The organism is Streptomyces sp. NPDC059092, from assembly GCF_042756365.1.
GTDB lineage: Bacteria > Actinomycetota > Actinomycetes > Streptomycetales > Streptomycetaceae > Streptomyces.
In genome coordinates this window covers 133381-153494 of the sequence record NZ_JBHZEJ010000001.1, presented here as the reverse complement: position 1 = coordinate 153494, position 20114 = coordinate 133381, and the positions used below count along the sequence as shown (strand labels likewise).

The window sequence follows — 20114 nt, the reverse complement described above, 5'->3', positions numbered from 1 at the left end:
CTAACTTCACATTTCAATCCCGCATCGAACCGGCCCCGCCCGCCATCGGTGCGACGAGGGTGTACCTGTGGTGCGTTGGGACGTGTGCGAGTACGGCAACGGCGGCGCGTAGCCGCACGTGCGGCTGTAGGCGTACGGAGCTACGCGGCGGCCCGCGCGGCCTCGGCGACCCGCGCGCCCCTCTCCCCGGCCGCCTTCTCGGCGGCGTCCCTGGCGGCTGCTCTGGCCGACTCGCCCGCCGCCTCGCGCAGTTGCTCCTCGCTCAGCCCGAGCCGCCAGTAGCCGACGAAGGTCACCCGGCGCCGGTCGACGCCCCGCTCGTGCACGAGGTGGCGGCGCAACGCCTTGACCGTGCCCGACTCTCCGGCGATCCACGCGTACGGGGCGCTCCCGCGCGGCTCGAAGGCGCGTACGGCCTCCAGCGCGGACGGCGCGCCCTCGTCCCGCACCAGCCAGGTGATCCTGGCGTCGGCGGCGGTGGGCAGCGGCTGCCGGTCCGCGGTGTGCGGCACGTCGATCCAGACGTCGGCCTTCAGGCCCGCGGGCAGCCACTCCAGAATGGCCGACGCGGCGGGCAGCGCCGTCTCGTCGGCCCAGATCAGTACGGAGTCGGCGTCGGCCGGCGGCCGGAACCGTACCGCCGTGTTGTCCGCCACCGCCGGCCCCAGCACCAGCACCTGGTCACCGGGCGACGCCCGGCCCGCCCAGCGGCACGCGGGGCCGCCGTCGGCGTGCAGCGCGAAGTCGATGTCGACCTCGTCCGGGCCGCGGCGCTGCTCCCGCAGGGTGTATGAGCGCATCACGGCCCGTACGTCGTCGGGCAGCGCCCGCCAGGCCGTCCACCAGCCCTCCCCCTCCTCGACCGGCACGACGGGCGCGGTCTGGCCCGGGTGCGGGAGGAAGAGCGACAGGCTCTGGTCGCGGCCCCCGGCGGAGAACTCGGCGAGATCGCCGCCGTTCCGGCCGCCGAAGGTGACGCGGACCAGGGACGGACCGAGGCGCCGCGTCCGTACGACCTGGAGGGAGAAGAAACGGAACGGGGCTGTCTCAGCCGTCTTCATGGGGGTCAGCCGACCTTCCTCGCGGTTTCGGTTGCCTGGGCCGGACCGGAGTCTGTGGGCATGACGGTTTCCCTCCCTGGGCGGCGGGTACGGCCTGTCACGGCCAGGTTGCTCATTCGGAGGTAGGTTAGCCTAACCTCACCGAGTATCCCAGGGTGCGTCCGTCACCCGGACGCGGAAGATCAGGGCGCCGCTCGGCCGGCCCCCACCGAGCGTCGCGGGCCAGGCGGGACTTTCGAAACACGCCCTAGTCCGGCAGGCCCAACTCCCGGGCGATGAGCATCCGCTGGACCTCGCTGGTCCCCTCGCCGATCTCCAGGATCTTGGAGTCGCGCCACATCCGGGCCACCGGGTACTCGTTCATGAAGCCGTAGCCGCCGTGGATCTGGGTGGCGTCACGGGCGTTGTCCACGGCGACCGTCGACGAGTACAGCTTCGCGATCGCCGCCTCCTTCTTGAACGGCTCCCCGTGCGTCAGCCGCGAGGCAGCGTCCCGCCAGCCGATCCGCGCCATGTGCGCGCGCGTCTCCATGTCCGCGATCTTGAACTGGATCGCCTGGTTGGCGCCGATCGGCCGGCCGAAGGCGTGCCGCTCCCGGGCGTACGTCACCGACTCGTCCACACACCCCTGTGCGAGTCCCGTCGCCAGCGCGGAGATCGCGATCCTGCCCTCGTCCAGGATCCGCAGGAACTGGGCGTATCCGCGGCCCTCCTCGCCGAGCAGGTTCGCCAGTGGGACCCGTACGTCGGAGAAGGACAGCTCCCGGGTGTCCGACGCGTTCCACCCGACCTTCGAGTACGGGGCGGCGACCGTGAAGCCGGGGGTGCCGGACGGGACGATGATCGCGGAGATCTCCGGACGCCCGTCCGCCTTGCGGCCGGTGACGGCGGTGACGGTCACCAGGCCCGTGACGTCCGTCCCCGAGTTGGTGATGAAGCACTTGGTGCCGTTGATCACCCACTGGTCGCCCTCACGCACGGCCGTGGTGCGCGTACCGCCCGCGTCGGAACCGCAGTCGGGCTCGGTCAGCCCGAACGCGCCCAGCATCTCGCCCGAGCAGAGCCGGGGCAGCCACGCGAGCTTCTGTTCCTCCGTGCCGAACCGGTACACGGGCATGGCGCCCAGCGAGACCCCGGCCTCCAGGGTGATCGCCACCGACGAGTCGACGCGCGCCAGCTCCTCCAGCGCGATCCCGAGCGCGAGATAGTCGCCGCCCATGCCGCCGTACTCCTCCGGGAACGGCAGCCCGAACAGCCCCATCCGCCCCATCTCGCGGACGATCTCGTACGGGAACTCGTGCCGCTCGTAGAAGTCGCCGATCTTGGGCGCGACCACCTCGCGGGCGAACTCCTCCACGGTGCGGCGCAGTTCTTCGTGTTCGACGGAGAGGCGGTGGTCCAGGGGCATCGGGTCACTCCTTGGGGGACCTGGCCGTGGCGGACCGGGCCGTGGGGGATTGGAAGGTGGGGGACTGGGAGGTGGGGGACTGGGAGGTGGGGGACTGGACCGTGGCGGACGCCGTCCGGCCCGCCAGCGCGCGGACGGTACGGGAGGGACTGGGGCGGCCCAGCTCCCCGGCCAGCCAGACGCTGGTGGCGGTGAGCCGGCCGAGATCGACACCGGTCTCCACACCGAGACCTTCGAGCATCCACACCAGGTCCTCGGTGGCGAGGTTCCCGGTGGCGCTCCTGGCGAACGGGCAGCCGCCCAGACCGCCCGCCGACGCGTCCACCGTCGTCACGCCGTGCTGGAGCGCGGCGAGGGTGTTGGCGAGCGCCTGGCCGTAGGTGTCGTGGAAGTGCACGGCGAGGGCGCTGGTGGGCACGCCCTCCTCGTTCAACTCGGCGAGCAGGGACTGGACATGGCCGGGGGTGGCGACCCCGATGGTGTCGCCGAGGCTCAGCTCGTCGCACCCGAGGTCCCTGAGCGCCTTGGCGACGCCGACGACCTGGTGGACCGGGACCGGCCCCTCCCACGGATCGCCGAAGCACATGGAGAGATAGCCCCGGACCCGCATCCCCTCGTCACGGGCGCGGGCGACGACCGGCGCGAACATCGCGAGTGATTCGTCCACGGTCCGGTTCAGGTTGGCCTTGGCGAAGGACTCGGTGGCGCTGGCGAACACGGCGATCCGGCGGACCCCGAGCGCCAGCGCACGGTCCAGACCCCGCCCGTTCGGCACGAGGACCGGGAGCGCCACCTCGCCCTGGAGATCCGCCACCAGCGGGAAGAGCGCCTCCGCGTCGGCCAGTTGGGGCACCCACTTCGGGTGGACGAAGCTGGTGGCCTCGATGGTGGTCAGCCCGGCGTGCGCGAGCCGGTGGATGAACTCGGCCTTCACCTCGGTCGGTACGACGGCCTTCTCGTTCTGGAGCCCGTCCCGCGCGCCCACCTCGTGGATACGCACCCGGGGCGGCAGCCCCTGCGCGGGAACGGCCATGGGCAGCCCGTCGGTCATGGCCCCTCCTGTACGCCGGCCCCGGATGCCCCGGATGCCCCGGATGCCCCGGATGCCCCGGATGCCCCGGATGCCCCGGATGCCCCGGAGACGGATGCGCCGAACGCCTCCGCGCCGGACCCGGACGCCCCGGACGCCTCCGCGCCGGAAGTCGGTACGGCGGACACCGGTGGGTCGGACGCCGGTAGGTCGGGCACCGGCGGGTCGGCCGGTTCGGTGACCGGCTCCCGGGGTGGCCCGGCCGGGGTGACGACGGCCAGCACCTGGTCCATGGCGACCGTGGCGCCGGGGGCGACCTCCAGTTCGGCGACCGTCCCGTCGTGCGGGGCGGAGATGACGTGCTCCATCTTCATCGCCTCCACGACCAGCAGGCTCTGCCCCGCCACGACCGCGTCCCCGACGCCCACCTTCACGACGGTGACCGTCCCCGGCATGGGCGCGGTCAGCGCGTCCACGCCGCCCGCCGCCCCGGCGCCCCGCAGCGCCGCCTCCACCGGATCGAAGTCCTGTACGTGCCAGCTCTCGCCGTCCCTGCCGAGCCAGTGCCCCGCCCGGTGGAAGGTGTGGGTCACGCCGTCCAGGGTGACGGTGACGAGGCCGGGCTCCACCCGGAACACGTCCGAGGACGACACCTCCTGGGTAACGGGTTCATGTCCCGCGACACGCAGCGCGTGCCGTACGGGCACGGGCGCGCCGCCCAGCCGCCAGCCGTTCGGTACGGAGAAGGGATCCACCCACCCCGTGGCCGCTCCCGAGGCCGCGCCCGGCTCCAGCTCCGCCTGGCGGACGGCCGCCGCCGCCGCGTACACCTCCGGCGCCACCCCGTCGGGGACCAGGCCGGCCATCTCGCGCTCCACCAGCCCCGTGTCCAGCTCGCCCGCGACCACCGACGGATGGGCCAGCAGCCGGCGCAGGAACCCGGCGTTCGTCGGGACGCCGAGCGTGACCGTGTCCGCGAGGGCCGCCCGCAGGGTGCGCAGCGCCGTGGCGCGGTCCGGGCCGTGGGCGACGACCTTCGACAGCATCGGGTCGTACGTACTGCCGACCTCCGTGCCGACCGCCAGGCCCGAGTCCGTCCGTACTCCGCCGCCCTGCGGCTCGCGCAGCGCCAGCACCGTACCCCCGGAGGGCAGGAAGCCCCGGCTGCCCTCCTTCACGGACACCGTCTCCGCGTAGATCCGGGCCTCCACCGCGTGGCCGGTGAAGGTGATGTCCTCCTGGGCGAGGGGGAGTTCCTCCCCGGCGGCCACCCGGAGCTGCCACTCCACCAGGTCGAGGCCGGTGATCAGCTCCGTGACCGGATGCTCGACCTGGAGGCGGGTGTTCATCTCCATGAAGAAGTACGACGCGGGGTCGTCGCCCGGGACGATGAACTCGACCGTCCCCGCCCCCGTGTAGCCGCACGAGCGCGCCGCCCGCACCGCCGCCGCGCCCATCGCCGCGCGCGTCGCCGCGTCCAGCAGGACGGACGGGGCCTCCTCGATCACCTTCTGGTGGCGGCGCTGGAGCGAGCACTCGCGCTCGCCGAGATGCACCACGTTCCCGTACGTGTCGCCGAGGACCTGGATCTCGATATGGCGCGGCCGGTCCACCCACCGCTCCAGCAGCAGCGTGTCGTCCCCGAAGGAGGAGCGCGCCTCGCGCCGCGCCGCGGCGATCTCCTCGGCGAGCGCCGCCTCCGCGCGCACCAGCCGCATGCCCTTGCCGCCGCCGCCCGCCGACGGCTTCAGCAGCACCGGCATCCCGATCCCGGCCGCCGCCTCGGTCAGCTGGGCGTCCGTCAGCCCGCTGCCCGAGGAGCCGGGGACCACCGGGACGCCCGCCGCCCGTACGGTCTCCTTCGCCCGGATCTTGTCGCCCATCAGCTCGATCGCGGCGGCGGGCGGCCCGATGAAGACCAGCCCCGCCTCCGCGCAGGCCCGCGCGAACGCCGCGTTCTCCGAGAGGAAGCCGTACCCCGGGTGGACCGCCTCCGCGCCCGTACGCGCCGCCGCTTCGAGCAGCCGGTCGGCGCGGAGATAGCTCTCCGACGCCGCCGCGGGCCCGATCCGTACCGCCGTGTCCGCCTCGCGCACATGGCGGGCGTCCGCGTCCGCGTCGCTGAACACCGCGACCGACCGCACGCCGAGGGCGCGCAGCGTACGGATCACGCGGACCGCGATCTCGCCGCGATTGGCCACCAGGACCGTGTCGAACATTCCTGCTCCCACCCTCACCATCGCCCTCTCACATCCGGAAGACGCCGAAGCCCGCTTCACCCAGCGGGGCGTTGGCACACGCGGTCAGGGCGAGACCTACCACCTGGCGGGTCTCCAGCGGGTCGATCACGCCGTCGTCCCACAGGCGCGCCGTCGCGTAGTAGGCGTTGCCCTGGGTCTCGTACTGCGCGCGGATCGGGTCCTTGAACGCCTCCTCGTCCTCGGAGCCCCACTCCTCGCCGCGCGCCTCGATCTGGTCCCGTTTGACCGTCGCGAGGACGGAGGCGGCCTGCTCGCCGCCCATGACGGAGATCTTGGCGTTGGGCCACATCCACAGGAAGCGGGGGGAGTAGGCCCGGCCGCACATCGAGTAGTTGCCCGCTCCGTAAGAACCGCCGACCACGACCGTCAGCTTCGGCACCCGCGCGCACGCGACAGCCGTCACCATCTTGGCGCCGTGCTTGGCGATCCCGCCCGCCTCGTAGTCCCGGCCGACCATGAAGCCCGAGATGTTCTGGAGGAAGAGCAGCGGGATGCCGCGCTGGTCGCACAGCTCGATGAAGTGCGCCCCCTTCTGGGCGGACTCGGAGAAGAGGATGCCGTTGTTGGCGACGATCCCGACCGGATGGCCGTGGACGTGCGCGAACCCCGTCACCAGCGTCGTACCGAACTCGGCCTTGAACTCGGCGAACCGCGAGCCGTCCACCACCCGCGCGATCACCTCGCGCACGTCGTAGGGCGTACGGGAGTCCACCGGCACCGCGCCGTACAGCCCCGCCGGATCCACCGCGGGCTCCTCGACCGGCTCCACCGACCAGGGCAGCGCCCCGCGCGCGGGCAGCGTCGAGACGATGGTGCGCACGATCCGCAGCGCGTGCGCGTCGTCCTCCGCGAGATGGTCGGTCACCCCGGACGTACGGGAGTGGACCTCGCCGCCGCCCAGCTCCTCCGCCGTGACCACCTCGCCCGTCGCCGCCTTCACCAGTGGCGGCCCGCCCAGGAAGATCGTGCCCTGCCCGCGCACGATCACCGCCTCGTCGCTCATCGCCGGGACGTACGCCCCGCCCGCCGTGCAGGAGCCGAGGACGGCGGCGATCTGCGGGATGCCGGCGCCCGACATCCTGGCCTGGTTGTAGAAGATCCGCCCGAAGTGGTCCCGGTCCGGGAAGACCTCGTCCTGGAGCGGCAGGAAGGCGCCGCCCGAGTCGACGAGATACAGGCACGGCAGCCGGTTCTCCAGGGCCACCTCCTGGGCGCGCAGATGCTTCTTCACCGTCATGGGGTAGTACGTGCCGCCCTTGACCGTCGCGTCATTGGCGACGATCACCACCTCACGGCCGCTGACCCGGCCGATCCCGGCGATCACCCCGGCGGCCGGGGCGGCCCCTCCGTACATCCCCTCCGCGGCCAGCGGCGCCAGCTCCAGGAAGGGCGAACCGGGGTCGAGGAGCGCGTCCACCCGGTCGCGCGGCAGCAGCTTCCCGCGCGCGGTGTGCCGGGCGCGGGCCTTCTCGCCGCCGCCCAGCCGGGCCGCGCCGAGCCGGGCGCGCAGCGCGTCGGCCAGCGCGCCGTGCGCCACCTCGTTGGCCTTCCAGACCGCGGACGCCGGGTCGGCGGAACTGGTCAGCACGGGGGCCCGCTGCGCCGCCGGCCGTGCGGCCTCCCGCACCGCCGCCCGCCCGGTCACCCGCCTCGTCGGCTGCTGCATCGCTGGTAGCTCCCTCGCTCCGGCCCGCGTGTTTCCGCCCGTACCGCCCCTGCCGTCCGCGCAGGTCGCTGCCCACGTGTACCTGCCCACGTGTCCGCCCACGTGTACCTGCCCAGACGTTAGTGAGCGTTAACCTCACGTCACCCAGGTTAACGATCGCTAACGGCCCTGTCTAGAATGATTTCCCATGAGCACCCGGACCGCCGCGCCGACCCGCCGCGAACAGATCCTCAAGCAGGCCGCGCGCCTCTTCGCCGAGCGTGGTTTCCATGGCGTGGGCGTCGACGAGATAGGGGCGGCCGTCGGTATCAGCGGACCGGGTCTGTACCGCCATTTCGCGGGCAAGGACGCCATGCTCGCCGAGTTGCTGGTCGGCATCAGCGGCCGGCTGCTGGACGGCGGGCGGCTGCGGGTCAGGGAGGCGGACGGAGCCGCGGGGGTTACGGGGGAGGGCCGGGATCCGGCCGCGCTGCTGGCGTCGCTGATCGACGGGCACATCGACTTCGCGCTGGACGACCGCCCGCTGATCACCCTCCACGACCGCGAGCTGGACCGGCTCAGGGACAGCGACCGCAAGCTGGTGCGTCAGCTCCAGCGGCAGTACGTGGAGCTGTGGGTCACGGTCGTGCGGGAGCTGTACCCACGCGTACCGGAGGCGCAGGCGCGCGGCGCCGTGCACGCCGTCTTCGGGCTGCTCAACTCGACGCCGCACCTCGGCTCGTACGGTGGCGGCCTGCCCGGCCGCGCCAAGACGGAGGCGCTGCTGCGACGCCTGGCCCACGGCGCCTTCGCCGCACTGGGCGACGAGGGCGCCGTCGGTGACGAGGCGGAGCGCTTCAGACGGCCTTGAGCCCCGACAGCTCCCTGGCCAGGGTCTCCACGGGCTGGAAGGTCACCCCGAGCAGCGCGACGTGCTTCCAGTGCAGCGAGCCGTCCGGCGCGATCAGGAACACCGACCGGCGCACCCCGATCCCGGGAGCGGCCACCCCGAACGCCTTCGCGACCGACCGGTCGGTGTCGGCGAGCAGCGGAATCCGCAGATCGTACTTACGTGCGAAGGCTTCATGGCTGTCGACGTCCTGCGGGCTGACGCCCCAGACCTCGGCCCCCAGGTCCGTGAACGTCTCCAGGCCGCTGGAGTAGGAGCAGAGCTGCTTGGTGCAGACGGTGGTGTCGTCCCCGGGGTAGAAGGCGAGGACCAGCGGATGCCCCTGACGCTCTTCGAGCCGGTACTCCCGCCGTACGAAGGTGTCGCCGTCGAACACGCCGCCCGGCAGCGTGAAGGGCTCTACGGGACGGCCGAGATCGGGTGAAGCTGCCACAGAACACTCCCGGTTGAGGGTTGGGTCGAGCGTTGAGGTGGGACGGACGTACAGATGTACGGACGGAGCTACGGACAGTGGACCACTACCCGCAGGGCATTCGGCGCCGGGGTCCCGCCGGATTGCCGGGGAGGCCGGCCCCCGGGGCGCGGGCCCCCGGCGCGCCGTGCGGTCCTGACGGCACAGCGGTCCTGACGGCACAGCGGACCTGACGGCGCAGCGGACCTGACGGCACAATGGGCACATGCCGATACCGAGCCGCCCCGCCCTCGTCGACCACCTCGTCCGTACGCACATCGCGGGCAATGTCGCCACGCCCCGCGACAACAACCTCCGCCACTACCGCAAGCTCGCCAACGGCGACCGCCACTACTGGCTGGGCCTGGAGCTGGGCGACCGCTGGACCGACGAGCAGGACGTGCTCGCCGTGATGGCCGAACGCTGCGGCGTGAGCGACGACCCGGAGCACCGCGCCGGCCAGGACACCATCGACCCCGAGCTGACCGTCGACGCCCTGGAGCGGATGGCCGCCCGGCTGCGCAAGGCCGCCGCCGCCAAGGAGCGCGTCCTCTTCGCGACCGGCCACCCGGGCGGGCTGCTCGACGTGCACCGGCAGACCGCCGACGCCCTGCGGGCCGCGGGGTGCGAGATCGTCACGATCCCCGCCGGGCTCACGGCGGACGAGGGCATGGTCTTCCAGTTCGCCGATGTCGCGGTGCTGGAGCGCGGTGCCACCCTGTGGCACACGCACTCCCCGGAGCCGATGCGGGCGATCCTCGACGGCCTGGAGCGCGACGGCAGACCACAGCCCGATCTGGTGGTCGCCGACCACGGCTGGGCGGGGTGCGCGGGACAGCGCGGGCTCGACTCGATGGGGTACGCGGACTGCAACGACCCCGCGCTCTTCCTCGGCGAGGCGGAGGGCACGCTCAGCGTGACGGTCCCGCTGGACGACCATGTGACGGACCCGCGTTTCTACGACCCGATGACGGCCTACCTGCTCGACGCGGCGGGGCTGCTCTGACGGCGCCGCCCCCGGGGCGGGACGGCCGGTTCAGTCGCGCGGTACCCGGATCAGACCCTCCTGGATCACCGAGATCGCCAGCCTGCCGTCCCGGGTGAAGATCCGCGCCTGCCCCAGCCCGCGCCCGCCCGAGGACGACGGGGACTGCTGGTCGTACAGCAGCCACTCGTCCGCCCGGAACGGCCGGTGGAACCACATCGCGTGGTCCAGACTCGCCCCCACCACGTCCCCGACCGTCCAGCCTCCCCGCCCGTGGGCCAGCAGCACCGAGTCGAGCAGCGTCATGTCGGAGACGTACGTCGCCAGACAGACGTGCAGCAGGGGATCGTCGCTCAGCTTCCCCGCCGTACGGAACCACACCTGGGAGCGCGGCTCGCGCGGCTCCCCCACCCCGGCGTACGGCGGCGCGTCCACATAGCGCAGATCGACCGCCGCGCGCGCCTCCAGCAGCCGGTCCACCACGCCCGGGTGGACGAACCGGTCGGCGTACCGGGGCAGCAGCTCCGCGCCCGTCGGCAGCGTCTCCGGATCCGGCGCCCCCGGCATCTCCGACTGGTGATCGAGCCCCTCCTCGTACGTCTGGAAGGACGCCGAGAGATGGAAAACGGGCCGGCCGTGCTGGACGGCGACGACTCGCCGCGTGGTGAAGGAGCGCCCGTCCCTGATCCGGTCGACGGTGTAGACGATCGGCGCGCCGGGGTCGCCGGGCCGCAGGAAGTACGCGTGCAGGGAGTGGGCCGTACGGTCGGCGGGGACCGTACGGCCCGCGGCCACCAGCGCCTGGGCGGCGACCTGCCCGCCGAAGACGCGCGGGACGACCGCGGACGCGGAGGAGCCGCGTCCGCGGAAGATGTCCTGCTCGATCCGCTCCAGGTCGAGCAGATCGAGCAGCGCGGACAGGGCGTCCGGAGCGTCCGGAGCCGCCGGGGCGTCCGGTGTGGTCGGAGCGTCCGGAGAGCCGGGGACGTCGTTCATCGGTGTGGCTTACAGCCCCATCGACTTGGCGATGATCATCTTCATGACCTCGCTGGTGCCGCCGTAGATCCGGTTGACGCGGTTGTCCGCGTACAGGCGGGCGATCGGGTACTCGTTCATGTAGCCGTAGCCGCCGTGGAGCTGGAGGCACTTGTCGATCACGCGGTGCGCGACCTCGGTGGTGAAGAGCTTCGCCGAGGCGGCCTCGGCGGCGGACAGCTCGCCCAGGTCGTGCGCCTCCAGCGCGCGGTCCACGACGGCCTCCGCCGCGTCCACCTCCGCCTTGCAGGCGGCCAGCTCGAACTTGGTGTTCTGGAAGGACGCGACGCTCTTGCCGAAGACCGTACGGTCCTGCACGTACGCCTGTGCGAACCGGACCGCCGCAGCGGCCTGTGCGTACGCCCCCATGGCGATGCCCAGGCGCTCCTGCGGCAGGTTCTGGCCGAGGTAGGAGAAGCCCTTGTTCTCCTCCCCGAGGAGATCCCCGACCGGCACCTTCACATCGGTGAAGGACAACTCGGCGGTGTCGGAGGTCCTCAGGCCCAGCTTGTCGAGCTTGCGGCCGACCGCGTACCCCTCCGCCTTCGTGTCCACGACCAGCAGCGAGATCCCGTACCGCCGGTCCTCGGGCGTCGGCGCGGCGGTCCGCGCGCAGACGATGACGCGGTCCGCGTGGACACCGCCGGTGATGAACGTCTTCGCGCCGTTGAGGACGTAGTGCGTACCGTCCTCGGAGAGCTTGGCCGTCGTCTTCATCCCGGCCAGGTCCGAGCCGGTGCCGGGCTCGGTCATGGCGATCGCGTACATCGTCCGGCCGCTGACGAAGTCGGGCAGCCACCGCTTCTTCTGCTCCTCGGTGGCGTACGCCTTCAGATACGGCAGACAGAGCGCGACATGCACGCCCGACCCCCCGAAGGAGACCCCGGCCCGCGCGCACTCCTCGGTGATGACGGCCTGGAACTTGAAGGACTCCTCGCCGGCGCCGCCGTACTCCTCGGGCACCTCGATCCCGAAGATGCCCAGCTCACCGAGGGTGTAGTAGAAGTCGCGGGGCGCCTGCCCCGCCGCGTACCACTCGTCGTACACCGGGACGACCTCGGCCTCGACGAAGGCCCGTATGGTCTCCCGGAACGCCTCGTGGTCCTCGTTGTAAACGGTACGGCGCACGGGAAAGCCCTCCTTTGCGGCTAAACCGCCGCCGCTCTCGCGGACGCGGTTGCTCGCCGTCGGGGTTGCTCAATGGGTGGTTACGGTTCACGAATCTAAGCGGTTGCTCAGGCCCAAGTTACCCGGGGGTTCGTTCGGGTGTCCAGAGGCGGAGATGGCGTCCACCGGTCACGCGGTGGCCCGCATGTGGTCCCGCGCCCACTTCTCGAAGGGGGTGAGCGGGATGCCGAGGGCCCGCGCGAACTCCGGGCGGGCCGGCTGGCCTGCCACGTTCATGAACTCGTGCCCGGCGCCCATCGCCGGCATCCCGGCCGCGAGCGCCTGCTCCTCGGTCATGTCGGGCGCGGTCAGCTCCGTACCCAGGACCCGGGAGAGGACCGCCGCGATGTCCGTCATCGTCAGGTAGTCGCTCGCCAGCTCCAGCTCCACCCCGTCGAACCGCTCCGGCTCGGCGACGGCGGCGGCTGCCGCCCGGCCGATGTCGCCGACCGCGACGAGCGACAGGCGGGTCCCCGGCTTCACGACGCTCACCAGGCCGCCCGCGACGCCGCGCGGGAACAGGAACGCCATGGAGGGCAGGAAGTTGTCCATGAAGAAGCCCGGCTTGATGAGCGTCCAGTGTGCGAAGCCCGCCTCGCGCACCCGGTCCTGGAGCCCGGACTTGGTGGTGTAGTACGGCTCCATCGCCGCCCAGCGGCCCTCGGCCCAGCCGGGGGCCTCGGTGTGCTGCCCGGCGCCGGAGACGGAGGTGTGCACGAACTGCTCCACCCCGGCGGCCTTCGCGCCCTCGATCAGGTTGACGCCCTGGGTCAGCTCGTCTTCGAAGTCGATGCCGTCCTCGCTCATCGCGGGCATCTGTACGGAGAAGACGGCGCGGGCCCCTTCGGCCGCCCTCGTCACGGAGGCGCGGTCGAGGAGGTCACCGGTGACCAGCTCGGCCCCGAGCGCCTCGACGGCCTTCGCCCGCGCGGTCGCCGGGTCGCGGACCAGCGCCCGGACGGGGACGCCCGCCGCGAGCAGCGCGCGGGCGGTGGCGCCGCCCTGCCGGCCGGTGGCGCCGGTGACCAGGACGGGAGTGGATCCGGTGGGTACGGCATCTGCGGACATGGCACTCCTCGGGCAGGGGGCGGCCGGCGCGTGACCGGCGCCGATGCTAAACGGCGGGGCCCGCCGTTTCTTCTTCGGTAAGATACGGAGGGCCCCGCCACTTAGCAACTCCCGCTGAGCGACCCCACTCGACGACCCCGGAGATGACGCCATGCCCGTCCAGCGCGCGGACGCCCGGCGCAACTACGCGCGGATCCTCGCCGTGGCCGAGGCTGAGGTCGCCGAGCACGGCGCCGACGCCTCCCTGGAGCAGATCGCGCGCGTCGCGGGCGTCGGATCCGCCACCGTGCGCCGGCACTTCCCCAGCCGCCGCGCCCTCCTGGACGCGGTCTTCCACGAACGGCTCGACGCCCTGTGCGTCCGCGCCCACGAACTGTCCGGCTCGCCCGACGCCCGCGCCGCGCTCCTGGAGTGGCTGACCGCCGTCACCGCGTACGCCGCCTCGGCCCGGGGCCTGGCCGTCGCCCTGACCCCCGACGCGCCGATCTCCGCCGACGCCGCGCACCTGAACGCCTGCGCGGCGAAGTTCACCGAGGCGCTCGACCCGCTCCTGCGCCGCGCCGAACGGGACGGGGCGGTGGCGCCCGGCCTGACCGTCGCCGACCTGCTCACCCTGATCGCCGGCATCGTCTGGGCCACGGAACACCACCAGGACCCCGCCGCCGAGGCGCACCGGCTGCTGGGCCTGACGGTGGCGGGACTCAGCCCGAAGAGCTGAGGGCGCGCGCGTGAAATACGGTGAAACCGGGGCGGCGAAGATCCGCGAAAGGACCATGGACATGGCGCGACAGCACATCGCGGACGACCTGGAGGCCCGCCCCCTGGACCAGGGCTCCGTCGCCGTCTGGCAGGCACTCCGCGCGGAGATCGAGAGCGTCGACCGGACCGGCGAGCACGTCAGCGCCGAAGACCTCGTCGAGGTGCTGGAGGACCCCAAGCTCGACCCGGCCCGGGACAGCCTGGGCCTGTGGAGCGGGTCGCGCCTCGTCGCGTACGCGGTCCTGCACACACCGCACGGCGCACCGGAGGTGGCCCGTTTCCAGGGTGACGCGGCGGTCCACCCCGACCGGCGGCGGCACGGCATCGGAACCCGGCTGGTCGACTGGCTGGAGACCCGCGCGCAAGCCCGCCTCCAGGAGGACGCCCAGCTCTCAGCCCTACGCGGCGAACTGCTGCTGGACGGGCTGGCCGGGGACCCGGGGCTGCTGAGACTCGCCCAGCGGCACGGCTTCCGGCCGTGCCGCTGGTGGTTCGACATGAAGCAGCCGGCGACCACCGGCGACAACCGCCCGGAGCCCCGGCCCGCCCCGGAGGGCACCCTTCTGGCCGCGTTCGAGGCGGCGTACGACGAGGCCACCCGGCTGGCCCACAACGACGCGTTCCGCGACCACTGGAACTTCACCCCGTTCGACGCCACCGACTGGCGCACCTGGGTCACCGGCGCCGGTTCGTTCCGGCCCGCGATGTCCCGGCTGCTGATCGCGGGCGACGAGGTCGTGGCGTACCTCCTCGCGGAGGAGAGCGAGGCGGAGACGGCCGCGACGGGCAGCCGCGACTGCCACGTCGGCTACCTCGGAACACGCCGCTCCTGGCGCGGCCGGGGCGCGGCGCAGGCACTGCTGACGGACGTCCTGCGCACGGCGGGCGACGCCGGTTACGACACGGTGTCGCTGACCGTCGACACGGACAACCCGTCGGGAGCGCTGGGCATGTACGAGAGGTCAGGCTTCGCGGCGACCCGCGAAGCCGTCACGTACGCGCGCCCGCTCGGCCGGGGAACGCCTCGCTCTTGACGGCGGCCACGAAGGAGATCCAGGGCGCCTGGGGGAAGAGGAGGGCGGGGGCGTGCGGGGTCTTGGAGTCGCGGACGGGGACACCGGAGGGGTGGTTGTCGAGTACTTCGAGGCAACTGTCCGCGTCGTTTCCGCTGTAGGACGACTTGCGCCAGCGGTTTGTGCCGGTGGCGTCAGGGGCGGTCATCTCGGTCATTGTGTCCGTATTCCTCTGCTGCTGCCCTGAGCAGGGCAAGCGATTCCCTTGTGGGCAGCGCGTCGCCCAGCGCTAGAGCGTAGGCCGCTTGGATCCGTTCGACCATGGTGGGGTCATCGTGAAGCTTGGCCATGTAAATGGCTTCGGAGTACGCCACGGGCGGTTGATCCTCGAACCACATCAGCGACAGCATGCTCTGCTGGAGCGGGTGGGCCCCCAGGCTGTGCGGCAGCACGTGAATCCGTACGCGTCGAACCTCCGCCAAGTGCACGATGTGGTTCATCTGCTCTGCCATGACCTCCGGCCCGCCGACTGCACGACGTAGCACCGATTCGTCAAGCAGGGCACACACTACGGGGGTTACCGGGGAGTCGAGGATTTTGGCCCGCCCCAGCCGCGTGACGACGATCCTGTCGCACTCCTCCTTGCTCCAAGGCGGCGAAGCCGTGTCGAGAACCGCGCGCATATAGCGTTCGGTCTGAAGAATTCCAGGCACGAGGGACAGCGCGAACTCACGGATTGTGGTGGCTTGTTGTTCGAGTTGTCGTGCGACCTCGAATCGATCGGCGACAACCGAGTCGTCTCGTGGCAGAAAGCTGCGCAGCACATTCCCCGTATTCAGGGCCCTGTCGAGCCGCTGCGCGTCCTCTTTGGACGGGACACGGCGCCCGGCCTCGATGTGCGAGATGTGCGAACGAGTCATGATCGCGGCGTCCGCCAGTTCCTGTTGCGTCAGCCCCGCCGCTACTCGCTGTTCCTTGAGCCAATCGCCGTAGATGCTTCCCATGTGCCGACTCCCTTGCGACAGACGCGGTGTCACCTGCAATCCTCTGGCGAGCCTAGCGAGCGCGGTCGCACTGTGTGAGGGAATCGCTACACAGGGCATTCCTGTGGGGCGTGCCCTTCAAGCAACAGGAGTTGACGACGTGTTCAGTGTGTCTGCCCTCAATGGCTCGGGGGAGGCGTTGCGCCTGCTTCCGTGGTCCGGTGAGGATGGCAAGCCGTGCTATCTCGCCGGTGGCGGGAACGGTTACATCTCCCGGATGGCCGACGAGATGGAGGATGCGCAGCTCGACATGGCTGCTGAAATCCTGGGCCACGCGGCCGACATGCTCGCCGACTCCAGGACCACCTCGGTACAGCTCCGCTTCCTCGCGGCCCGCATGTCCGAGGCGTTGCGCGATGTCTGCCGGGTGGCGGAGAGCAGGGGTGCCCGTATTCCGGAGCCTCCGTGTCCCGATGCGGAGGACTCCGAGGGGTGACCCCCGGCTGCCGGTCGGTCGGCCCTGCGGGGCGCTGCTCGTTCAATCGCGGTGTGCGGCCTGTCTCCTGGACCAGGCGGTGGCGTCGGCTCCGTACCGGGTCAGGAGTCGTGCGAACTGGGTCCGCTCCTCCGGTGACCAGGCGACGGTGATCTCCAGGAACGCCTTTCGCTGTTCGGCGGCGAAGCGGTTGCGTTCGGCCTCGCCGTGCTCGGTGAGTTCGAGCACGGTGCGGCGTCCGTCGGACTGGGATGCCGCCCGCCGCAGCAGCCCGTCCGCTATGCAGGCCGCGACGGTCCGGCTGGCCACCGGCTGCGCGACGCCCATCTCGGCGGCGAGCCCGCCGACGGTCGTCTCGCCCGGCGCGTCGGCGATGACGTTGAGCACGAGGTTGCGGGAGAGGTCCTTGCCCGATGCCGGTGCGCGTCGCCGCAGACGGGACAGTGACGGGCCGATCTGATCCAGCGCCGGGTCGTCGGGGGGCTGCTCGGAGAGGGGCGTGCTGCTCATGTGCCGAGTCTAGGCCCGGCCGGCACATTTGCATACCATTCAACAAGTGCATAGCATTGGGTATGTAAATCTTGAACGAACCACGAAATGAGGCGGACCGTCATGGCGCTCACCGCGATCACCAACGCGCAGATCTTCGACGGGGAGAGGTCGGTCGGCGTGCGGACCGTGGTCATCGACGGCGGGAGGATCGCCCGTGTCGGTGGCGAGGCTCCGCAGGGCAGCGAGATCGTCGACGGCAGTGGTGCCACACTGCTGCCGGGACTCATCGACGCCCATGTGCACTCCGCCCCGGGCTCCCTGGCGCTCGCCCTGCGGTTCGGGGTGACGACCGAACTGGAGATGCAGGGGATGAACACCCGGGAGAACCGGGGGGCCATCACCGACGACGACACACAGGCCGACGTGCGCTCCTCCGGATTCGCCATCACACCGCCCGGCGGACACCCGAGCGAGCTGATGCCCGAGGGGTTCCGGCCCAAGTGGGACCTTCCCCCGGTGATGCCCCTGATGCCGTTCTCCACCACGCCCGAGGAGGCCGCCGCCTTCGTGCCGCAACTCCTCGCCCGGGGCTCCGACTTCATCAAGTTCATGATCGACGACGGCAGCGTGGAGGGACACCCCGGGCTGCCCGTGCTCGACCGGGCCACTGTGCACGCCGGTGTCGCCGAGGCCAAGAAGTACGGCGCCCTGACCGTGGCCCACGCGCTCACCGTGGAGGCCACCAGGACGGCCGCCGAAGCCGGCGTCGACGGCGTCACCCACGTGTTCATGGACCAGCCGCACACCGCCGAGATCATCGCCCTGATCAAGGACGCGGGCATGTTCGTCATCCCCTGCGTCACTCTCAACGCTTCGATGATGGGGATCGACGGCAGCGAACTCGCCGACGACCCCCGGGTCGCCGCACGTCTCGACGCCGACTGGGACCGGACCCTGCGCTCCAGCTACAACCGCTTCCCGCAGGGCAAGCTCCACGACGTGTACGACACCGTGCGCGCGCTGGACGCCGCCGGTGTCGACGTACTGGCCGGCACCGACGTCTCCATGCCCGAGACGTTCTTCGGGGGCCTGGCGCACGGGGCGAGCCTGCACCACGAATTGCAGTACCTGGTGGCGGCCGGCCTCACACCCGCACGAGCCCTGCGCGCGGCCACGGCGACCACGGCCCGCCGCTTCCGCCTCAGCGACCGGGGCCGCATCGCCGAGGGCCTCCGGGCCGACCTCCTGCTGGTCGACGGCGACCCGACCAGCAACATCGGCGACACCCTCAACACCCGTGCCGTCTGGCGGCGCGGCAGCCGCCTGGCGGCATGACCGAGGTCCCTCCCCGGATCCCGCCCCCCATCCACTCGACCAGGCCCCGTGTTCAGGAGCAGTCGGAGCGGTACTCGAAGGGCCTGTCCGGGCATGCCCGGCATTCGAACAGGTGGATGCCGCCCGTGTGTCCGGCGGGAGTCAGACCGGCTTGACCGAGCTGCACTTCTTGAACGGGAGCCAGGGGCGGTTTCCGTCCTCGCGGGGCGCGCCCGCGTAGGTCGGGTCGCCGATCAGTTTCTGCTCCTCGTGCTCGTGGCTGGTCTCCAGGCCGAAGAGCTTGAAGCCCGTGCTCAGCTTGTGGAGGGACGTGCCCAGGCTGAGCGCGAAGCCGGCCTTCCACCAGTCGATGTTGACCTTGTAGTCGAGGCTGCTGAGCTTGCCCTTGTCGTGCAGCAGCGTCTCGAAGGGGGTCGCGTCGGAGTCCAGCGGCTCGGAGGCGGAGTGCGGGGAGGGGATGCCCGCGTTGTGGATCTGCTTGATCCCGCTGTCGCCGCCGTCCTCCCCGTTGCGCAGGTAGTTCTCGACGGTCTCGCTGTCCTTGGGGTCCTTCAGGTCCAGCTCCGCCACCTCGGTGTGCACCTCGGTGTCGGTCTTTCCGCCGCCGCCCTCGACATGCATGGTGAACGGTCCCGCCGGTACCGAACCGCGTATGTCGACGCCCGGGTTGCCGCTCATGCCGCGCTCGGCCGTGGAGATCCTGAGCCTGGTCGGGCGGTGTGCCTTGCCCTCCTTCTCCTCCTTGTCGTAGTCCTCCGCGTTGTACGTCACGTAGAACTGCTGCATGTGGCTGCCCTCGCCCTGATAGGCGTTGCCGATCCGGCCGTTGATCTCCATCGTGTAGACGAAGGTGATCTCGCCGTTGCCGCGCATGACGAGGGTGTCGTTCATCCAGGTGCCCTGGGCGCCCTTGCCGGTGAGCTGGCCGACGCTCTTGTTCTCCTTGCCCGTCCTGAGGCTCTTGCCGAACTTGACGTCACCGGACTTCTCGCTGGTCGTCTTGGTGATGTCGAGGTCGGGCTGCCGGTCGGGCTCCAACTTCGGGAGCTTTTTCTCGTTCGAGTGGTTGCAGATCATGCCCAGTTCGGTGCCGTACGCCCGGGGCGGACCGCTGTTGCACTTCGCGGCGCCCTTCAGGTACTCCGCGAACTGCTTGGCGTCGTTGTAGTTGTTCTCCAGGTCCTTCTGCGGGTCGTCGCTCTGGTGCCCGTCGAACAGCCATCGCCCGCCGCCACCACCGCCCTTGGTGTAGCTACCGCTCAGCGAGGCGCTGCCGCCCCACTTCTTGAGCCCGGGGAAGTCGATCCCGCCCTCCACCCCGCCCTGCACCGTTCCCGTGGAATCGAGGGTGACCGACCCGTCGGACCACTGGGTGACCTTCATTTCACTGCTGGAACTGATCTTGATGAACAGAATGCGCATCACGGTCTTCTGCTTGTCGGTCTCCGACGCCAGGATGCATTTGTCGGGCTCGAACGCCACATCTTCGGCCTTCGTCTTGTCGTCCCCGTCACCCGGCCCCGGCAGCGTCGACACTCCGTCGTCCCCGGAGCCGGTGCCGTCCGGATCCGGCAGCGCGCTGTCCCCGCCGTTCTCGGAACCCGGGCCCGACGGGCAAGGGCCTTTGTCGACCAACTGGCATATCGCACGGTGGAGTCCACCGGTCACCTGGGTTCCGACCGGCGTGAGCGCCAGGGTCAGCACCAGGCTCACCACGATGCCGAGCAGACCGAGATATTCCACCGATGTCTGCCCACCGGCCCGGGAGAATGAGGGGCGTCTCCAACCGTTCCTCCGCATGTCCTTGCCTCTCATCCCCCGCTGACGATTCGGTCCTGACCGAACGCTACGGAGCGGGGAACTGCGACGGCTTGGGCCCCGGGACCCAGTCAGGACCCCAATTCGCCAGGCTGCGCGGACCCTTTGGGTCCTGCGGTGTCGGACGGTGAAAGGCCAGGTGAAGCGGGTGCTGCGGCAAGGTGAACACCGTCGGGGCGGGGCCGAATCCGTGGAAA

The 20114-nt window shown here is 71.2% G+C and carries 19 protein-coding genes; 6 read left to right on the top strand and 13 right to left on the bottom strand.

What is annotated here, in order from left to right; genetic code table 11:
* Positions 1-140 precede the first annotated feature (140 nt).
* From ACFXPL_RS00615 to ACFXPL_RS00595, 5 genes are all read right to left on the bottom strand, one after another.
* Positions 141-1061, bottom strand: a complete 921-nt coding sequence (locus ACFXPL_RS00615; RefSeq protein ID WP_384910153.1) for a siderophore-interacting protein — start codon at positions 1059-1061, stop codon at positions 141-143.
* A gap of 247 nt (positions 1062-1308) precedes the next feature.
* Positions 1309-2469, bottom strand: a complete 1161-nt coding sequence (locus ACFXPL_RS00610; protein WP_384910150.1) for an acyl-CoA dehydrogenase family protein — start codon at positions 2467-2469, stop codon at positions 1309-1311.
* Positions 2470-2473: 4 nt separating this feature from the next.
* The gene (locus tag ACFXPL_RS00605) at positions 2474-3520 is read right to left on the bottom strand and encodes a hydroxymethylglutaryl-CoA lyase (protein ID WP_384910147.1); all 1047 of its coding nucleotides are present in this window, start codon (positions 3518-3520) and stop codon (positions 2474-2476) included.
* Entirely contained in the window at positions 3517-5718 is a 2202-nt protein-coding gene (locus tag ACFXPL_RS00600) for a biotin carboxylase N-terminal domain-containing protein (RefSeq protein WP_384910144.1), read from the bottom strand. The genes ACFXPL_RS00605 and ACFXPL_RS00600 overlap by 4 nt, the downstream gene beginning before the upstream one ends.
* A 28-nt stretch (positions 5719-5746) precedes the next feature.
* Positions 5747-7348: a carboxyl transferase domain-containing protein gene (locus tag ACFXPL_RS00595; protein WP_384910632.1), complete on the bottom strand. Its 1602-nt coding sequence runs from the start codon at positions 7346-7348 to the stop codon at positions 5747-5749.
* Positions 7349-7613: 265 nt separating this feature from the next.
* Here ACFXPL_RS00595 and ACFXPL_RS00590 point away from each other — a divergent pair, with 265 nt between their 5' ends.
* Entirely contained in the window at positions 7614-8276 is a 663-nt protein-coding gene (locus ACFXPL_RS00590) for a TetR/AcrR family transcriptional regulator (protein WP_384910141.1), read from the top strand.
* Here the strand turns inward: ACFXPL_RS00590 and ACFXPL_RS00585 are convergent.
* Positions 8263-8748: a peroxiredoxin gene (locus tag ACFXPL_RS00585; protein ID WP_384910138.1), complete on the bottom strand. Its 486-nt coding sequence runs from the start codon at positions 8746-8748 to the stop codon at positions 8263-8265. The two genes, ACFXPL_RS00590 and ACFXPL_RS00585, sit on opposite strands and share 14 nt — an antisense overlap.
* A gap of 244 nt (positions 8749-8992) precedes the next feature.
* Between ACFXPL_RS00585 and ACFXPL_RS00580 the strand changes: the two genes are divergently transcribed.
* Positions 8993-9772, top strand: a complete 780-nt coding sequence (locus ACFXPL_RS00580; RefSeq protein WP_384910135.1) for a phosphatase — start codon at positions 8993-8995, stop codon at positions 9770-9772.
* Between the two features lie 30 nt (positions 9773-9802).
* Here the strand turns inward: ACFXPL_RS00580 and tesB are convergent, their stop codons facing one another.
* From tesB to ACFXPL_RS00565, 3 genes are all read right to left on the bottom strand, one after another.
* On the bottom strand, positions 9803-10747 hold the full coding sequence (gene tesB / locus ACFXPL_RS00575) for an acyl-CoA thioesterase II (protein ID WP_384910133.1): 945 nt from the start codon (positions 10745-10747) through the stop codon (positions 9803-9805).
* A 9-nt stretch (positions 10748-10756) separates the two neighbouring features.
* Positions 10757-11914: an acyl-CoA dehydrogenase family protein gene (locus tag ACFXPL_RS00570; protein ID WP_384910130.1), complete on the bottom strand. Its 1158-nt coding sequence runs from the start codon at positions 11912-11914 to the stop codon at positions 10757-10759.
* 168 nt (positions 11915-12082) lie between these two features.
* Positions 12083-13021 carry an NmrA/HSCARG family protein gene (locus tag ACFXPL_RS00565; protein WP_384910127.1) on the bottom strand — a complete coding sequence of 313 codons (939 nt, stop codon included), beginning with the start codon at positions 13019-13021 and terminating at the stop codon, positions 12083-12085.
* 151 nt (positions 13022-13172) lie between these two features.
* Here ACFXPL_RS00565 and ACFXPL_RS00560 point away from each other — a divergent pair, with 151 nt between their 5' ends.
* The gene (locus ACFXPL_RS00560; RefSeq protein WP_384910124.1) at positions 13173-13739 is read left to right on the top strand and encodes a TetR/AcrR family transcriptional regulator; all 567 of its coding nucleotides are present in this window, start codon (positions 13173-13175) and stop codon (positions 13737-13739) included.
* Between the two features lie 61 nt (positions 13740-13800).
* Positions 13801-14814 carry a GNAT family N-acetyltransferase gene (locus tag ACFXPL_RS00555; protein WP_384910122.1) on the top strand — a complete coding sequence of 338 codons (1014 nt, stop codon included), beginning with the start codon at positions 13801-13803 and terminating at the stop codon, positions 14812-14814.
* Here ACFXPL_RS00555 and ACFXPL_RS00550 read toward each other — a convergent pair.
* The gene (locus ACFXPL_RS00550; RefSeq protein WP_384910119.1) at positions 14771-15010 is read right to left on the bottom strand and encodes a DUF397 domain-containing protein; all 240 of its coding nucleotides are present in this window, start codon (positions 15008-15010) and stop codon (positions 14771-14773) included. The genes ACFXPL_RS00555 and ACFXPL_RS00550 overlap by 44 nt on opposite strands.
* Positions 14988-15797, bottom strand: coding sequence for a helix-turn-helix domain-containing protein (locus ACFXPL_RS00545; RefSeq protein ID WP_384910116.1), 810 nt, complete (start codon positions 15795-15797; stop codon positions 14988-14990). Before ACFXPL_RS00545 ends, ACFXPL_RS00550 begins: the two co-directional genes overlap by 23 nt.
* A 139-nt stretch (positions 15798-15936) precedes the next feature.
* Between ACFXPL_RS00545 and ACFXPL_RS00540 the strand changes: the two genes are divergently transcribed.
* Entirely contained in the window at positions 15937-16272 is a 336-nt protein-coding gene (locus ACFXPL_RS00540) for a hypothetical protein (RefSeq protein WP_384910113.1), read from the top strand.
* A 42-nt stretch (positions 16273-16314) separates the two neighbouring features.
* Here the strand turns inward: ACFXPL_RS00540 and ACFXPL_RS00535 are convergent, their stop codons facing one another.
* The gene (locus ACFXPL_RS00535) at positions 16315-16782 is read right to left on the bottom strand and encodes a MarR family winged helix-turn-helix transcriptional regulator (RefSeq protein ID WP_384910110.1); all 468 of its coding nucleotides are present in this window, start codon (positions 16780-16782) and stop codon (positions 16315-16317) included.
* Positions 16783-16884: 102 nt separating this feature from the next.
* Between ACFXPL_RS00535 and ACFXPL_RS00530 the strand changes: the two genes are divergently transcribed.
* Positions 16885-18099, top strand: coding sequence for an amidohydrolase family protein (locus ACFXPL_RS00530; RefSeq protein WP_384910107.1), 1215 nt, complete (start codon positions 16885-16887; stop codon positions 18097-18099).
* A gap of 141 nt (positions 18100-18240) precedes the next feature.
* On the opposite strand, the gene ACFXPL_RS00525 is transcribed toward ACFXPL_RS00530, so the two are convergent.
* Positions 18241-19842 carry a hypothetical protein gene (locus ACFXPL_RS00525; protein WP_384910104.1) on the bottom strand — a complete coding sequence of 534 codons (1602 nt, stop codon included), beginning with the start codon at positions 19840-19842 and terminating at the stop codon, positions 18241-18243.
* Positions 19843-20114: the final 272 nt, after the last annotated feature.